Source organism: Paenibacillus planticolens, assembly GCF_013141725.1.
GTDB classification, from domain to species: domain Bacteria; phylum Bacillota; class Bacilli; order Paenibacillales; family NBRC-103111; genus Paenibacillus_E; species Paenibacillus_E planticolens.
This window is the reverse complement of sequence record NZ_WHNZ01000005.1, coordinates 1-4,080: the sequence shown is the minus strand read 5'-3', so window position 1 is coordinate 4,080 and position 4,080 is coordinate 1. Positions and strand designations below refer to the sequence as shown.

Sequence of the window (4,080 nt, the reverse complement as noted above, 5' to 3'; positions counted from 1 at the left end):
TACCGAATAGCATCATTGATACGAGGGTACAGGATATAGTTCTTTTCACTCAGAAAACCTCCATACATTAGTTTTTTAAACAAACAATGATGATCGAAAAAGTCTGATGCGATAAATAAAGGCCATTTTAATCCCTAAACACCACCTCCCCAAAATTCTCTCATCCCTGTGGAAAAAAACTTGCATATTGAAAGTGAATGACTCATTTCATACTTGGGGATGCCGAATCTTGGCTCAAATAGCGTTTTTTGCGATTAAAAATTTCGATGACTTACGTTCAATATTTTTTTGATTTTATAATATTTACATTGAAAAATCTGTTATTTTCATATGTGTACAAAAAATACTGTATAATAAAATCGCGTTCATTAGGTTAACTACATGTAAAATCTGGATTTATTTATTGTAAACATGAGGCTGTAATCCGCCATATCAATGAACCTTACTGCTTAACTTCAAGCAGATGACACCGTCAACGATGAGTACTGTCAGACGAATAAAAAAACGACCTTTATTCCCATTTTTTTGGGGTAAAGGTCGTCTTTTCGTTATCTAAGCAGGCCACGTAATTATAATCTTTGAATCAACCAATAAAATGCCAGAACAAAAATAAGGCAAGACGTTGAAATCATCATTTTACGATACCAAGGGAACCTTCGCAGCCAAATCAAGAGTGGCAGTAATAGGCATAAGACCATCAGTTGGCCCGTTTCTACACCTAAATTGAACGTCAGGAGCGTGCCAATCAGATTGCCTTTCGGAAGTCCTGTTTCAGCCAAAGCCCCGGCGAAGCCCATACCGTGAATCAGGCCAAATATCGCTGTCAGTGCCCATCGCCATTTCGCCTTTTGAACAAACATATTTTCCACGGCTACGTAACAGATTGTCACCGCAATCAACGCTTCGACCCAAGACGAGATGACGTGAAGGCGACCCGACGCCACCAAGAATAGTGTAATACTGTGGGCGATTGTAAAAGCAGTAACAATTTTCAACGCATCCTTGAATCGCGATGCGATTAATACCAAGGATAACAAAAACACCAAATGATCATAACCTGTCAAAATGTGCTCGATTCCAAGCTTAAAGTATTTCCATAAAACAGCGCCAGTCTTAGGCTGAGGAAGGTTGGGCTGACTATCTCCTTTCGTGCTATCAATCGTATCCTGCTGGTTATGCTGGGGAAGGTTGATCTGAATATCTCTTTTCGTGCTATCAATCAAATCCTGCTGCACATATTCCCCTGCATGGACCAAGAGTCCACTCGTATGAGCAGGCACATGGTCAAACAACTCCAGATCGTAATGAAGAGTAAATTGTTCGATCACTTTATCGGCGGTAAACTTCAGTTGAAGTTCCACGCCTCTTATGCTAGCCTTATTCGCCATCTTCATCGAAAGCAATTCCATCGTGAAGGGCTTCGAATCCGCATCTATGCGAAGTCCTTTCTGTAGAAAAGATTCAACTTTTTGGGAGAACTGTGCCTCGTTCACCAGATTATCCAAGTTGGTGTTGATACCGAATTGTTGAGTCAAATCTCTTTCATCAAGAAAAAGATCATAGAGAATCTCGTTCTGTTCAATCTTTAATTCCGAGAAACCCATACTTTGAACATGCGCGAATGAAGTTGTGGAAGTCCCAAAAAATAATAACATTATGATTATGATAAAGGACAGGAATGAACGCTGCTTCATAGCGGGACCTCTTTTCATGAATGCATGTATGACAATCTGCAATTTAATTTATCTGATCACGACTGTTCATTCTGCAACTTGAACATGTTGCTCGCCTTCGTTCAAGCTGTCCAAGAGTGTTTTTAATTGAGGGTTAAGGTTCAAGGCATTCAGTACGATCGTAAGCGCCTCCGCACGTGTGGAGTTACCCTGCGGATCGAATAAGGCATTGCCTTTGCCGCTGATAATACCCGCTTCTGCTGCATCCTTGATTGGATTTGCTGCATAAGAGCTTGCGCTTGCTATATCCGCAAAATTGCCTTTGGAAGCATCCATGTCCACGTTACTAAAGTCCACAATGCGGGAAAGAATAATGACCATTTCTTCGCGGCTGATCGTTTTGTCCGGCTTGAACGTCCCGTCTCCATATCCGGCAATCACTCCTGCGCTAGCGAGTTTCTCAATGGCGTCTTTAGCCCAGTGGCTGTCAATATCGTTCAGAGCAACCGACTGATTGGCGCCGCCGTTGATATCGAATATGCGAGAAATGATCGCTGCAAATTCGGCGCGTGTAATGTTGCCGTCAGGATGGAACGTTCCATCCCCATACCCATCGATAACGTGCAGTTTCACGAACGTACCGATGGTCTTTTCGCCCCAATGTCCTTTAATGTCAGCCATTTCAACTTTTACATCAGTTTTCTTAGCTTCCTCTACGTTGGACGAGATTGTATTAACCAATTTTGTTACATTAACAATGTCGCTCTTAAATCCATTAGCCGCAGGCTTCGTAGGTTTAGACTTACCGTCATTACCGTTATTACCGTTATTACCGCCATTATCGCCATTATCGCCATTACCCGAATGACTCGATGCTTTTACATCAACCGATAACTTACTATTGCTTGAAACTTCAGTAGACACGATCTGCGAATTGACCATTATCACGCTGTCCAGTACAATATCGGCCTTACCCTGACTAGCCGCATGAAATGTCAGCGTGGCCAATGTTACATTCCCGTTCTGGCCTGCAACATTACCTGTTTGCGTATGCGCGATTTGAATCTTATTTCCGTTCTCAATAGGATTCACGGTAAAGCCTTTGCCTTCGGTAACATTCTTCATAAATACCAAATGGCTGGTATCATAGGTTAAATTGATTTCATATGCGTACAAGTCGCTTACTTGTTTTCCGCTCACCGTCACTTGGAAGTCATCGCCTGCGGATATGCTCTTATCCGAGACGGACAGTGAAAAGCTCGGGCCGGAGCTTGCATGAGTAACGACTTGGGGAAGTACGAGTACATTCAAAAGCAACGCCAGACTAAATGCAAGTAGTTTTTTTATCATTGAACAATTCGCCCTTTCTGTAACGGAAAGCAAGACGCCCAGCAAGATGAACGGGATTGCTTCCAACAAAGATGCTTATAAATAAGGTTTTGAAGGATTGAAGATGTATTCTGTCATAATGATACCCGTGATAAGGGAGGAGGGGAGATAATAGATCTCCCCTCCCATTTCATTGCCGATCAATCCTAAATTTAAAGCAAACATAATTGTGGGATTGTTTTTAATTCAAGATCGCTTTGGCTACGATAGCAAGGTCTACAATGTCAACCTTACCGTCGTGATTTACATCCGCTCTCGCATCCCAACCCGGTTGACCCTGTTGTTTACCATAAGCAGAGGCAACAATAGCCAAGTCTCCAATCGAGACACCGCCACCATTGATATCTGCGTTAATTCTCTTACTTTCAAACACTTGTATTGCTGTTTCCAATGCGACTTTCGCACTATCCACCTGCTGCTGAGTGGCATTCGGATCGTTTGCTATCGCACTCGCCGCATCGATTGCCGGCTGCAACTGCGCTTTGGCACCAATCGCATACAGGCCGTTTCCATTGCCTTCCTCTGCTGCATTGTACTTAGCCTGAGCGTCTGCGATCAAAGCATTCAAGATCGACTTATCTACAGGTATACTAGGTATAGCTATTTGTATCTCGTGGGAGGCTCCGCCGACCTGCTGTTCATTCCCCTGTCCATTGGCAATCACAACATTGTCGACAGAAATTGTCGTCATATTGGTTGCCTGAGTCACAGATTTGGCCGTAAATTGGAATGAGAGTATATCTCCTTGGGCATCCACTTTCGAACCCACGCTGGCAGCCACAATCCGGACTTGTCCCGGCACCGTCTCTTTTTGATCGATGACTTGAAATCCTTCTTTTAATGATGTTACCGAATTGAACTGCAAAGTTACCGGATCATAGTGAAGCGTCAAATCTTGCCCATACACTTGCTGGTATACGCTTTGCGTAACGTTGCTCAATCCCATCATTAGATCGAATGTTTGGCCTGGGGCCACCTGCTGTAAACCTGACAATGTAGACTGAGGCATTGCTGGGTT

At 43.2% G+C, this 4,080-nt stretch carries 3 protein-coding genes; all 3 read right to left on the bottom strand.

Annotated features, from left to right (window positions below; genetic code table 11):
* Positions 1-569: 569 nt before the first annotated feature.
* Entirely contained in the window at positions 570-1,655 is a 1,086-nt protein-coding gene (locus GC097_RS00490; protein ID WP_246293860.1) for a HupE/UreJ family protein, read from the bottom strand.
* Between the two features lie 105 nt (positions 1,656-1,760).
* On the bottom strand, positions 1,761-3,023 hold the full coding sequence (locus GC097_RS00485; protein WP_171681396.1) for an S-layer homology domain-containing protein: 1,263 nt from the start codon (positions 3,021-3,023) through the stop codon (positions 1,761-1,763).
* A 220-nt stretch (positions 3,024-3,243) separates the two neighbouring features.
* Positions 3,244-4,080: cohesin domain-containing protein (locus tag GC097_RS00480; protein ID WP_246293859.1), on the bottom strand; the 837-nt coding region annotated here is incomplete at its 5' end.

Excerpts from the sequence above, each read along its gene's own strand:
- GC097_RS00485 (WP_171681396.1), bottom strand. The coding sequence starts at position 3,023 with ATGATAAAAAAACTACTTGCATTTAGTCTGGCGTTGCTTTTGAATGTA.
- GC097_RS00490 (WP_246293860.1), bottom strand. The coding sequence starts at position 1,655 with ATGTTATTATTTTTTGGGACTTCCACAACTTCATTCGCGCATGTTCAA.